The sequence below is a fragment of the Aeromonas sp. PrichA-15 genome (genome assembly GCF_017939245.1).
In the GTDB taxonomy this organism is placed as follows: domain Bacteria; phylum Pseudomonadota; class Gammaproteobacteria; order Enterobacterales; family Aeromonadaceae; genus Aeromonas; species Aeromonas caviae.
In genome coordinates this window covers 1-293 of the sequence record NZ_JAGKRH010000384.1, presented here as the reverse complement: position 1 = coordinate 293, position 293 = coordinate 1, and the positions used below count along the sequence as shown (strand labels likewise).

Genomic DNA, 293 nt, shown 5'->3' with positions numbered 1-293 from the left:
GCCGCGGTGGTGACTAGGCTGTGGGTCAGGCCACTCTTGGCATCGACACCAATGTGGGCCTTCATGCCAAAGTGCCACTGATTGCCTTTCTTGGTCTGATGCATCTGCGGATCGCGTTGCTGCTCTTTGTTCTTGGTCGAGCTGGGAGCCTCAATGATGGTGGCATCGACCAAGGTGCCTTGAGTCATCATGACGCCTGCTTCGGCCAGCCAGCGATTGATGGTCTTGAACAATTGGCGGGCCAGTTGATGCTGCTCCAGCAGGTGGCGGAAATTCATGATGGTGGTGCGGTC

1 protein-coding gene is annotated in these 293 nt (G+C 57.0%); it reads right to left on the bottom strand.

Features of this window, described 5'->3' with window-relative positions; genetic code table 11:
* On the bottom strand, positions 1–293 hold a 293-nt coding region (locus tag J9889_RS23765; RefSeq protein ID WP_210558469.1), incomplete at both ends, for an IS5 family transposase.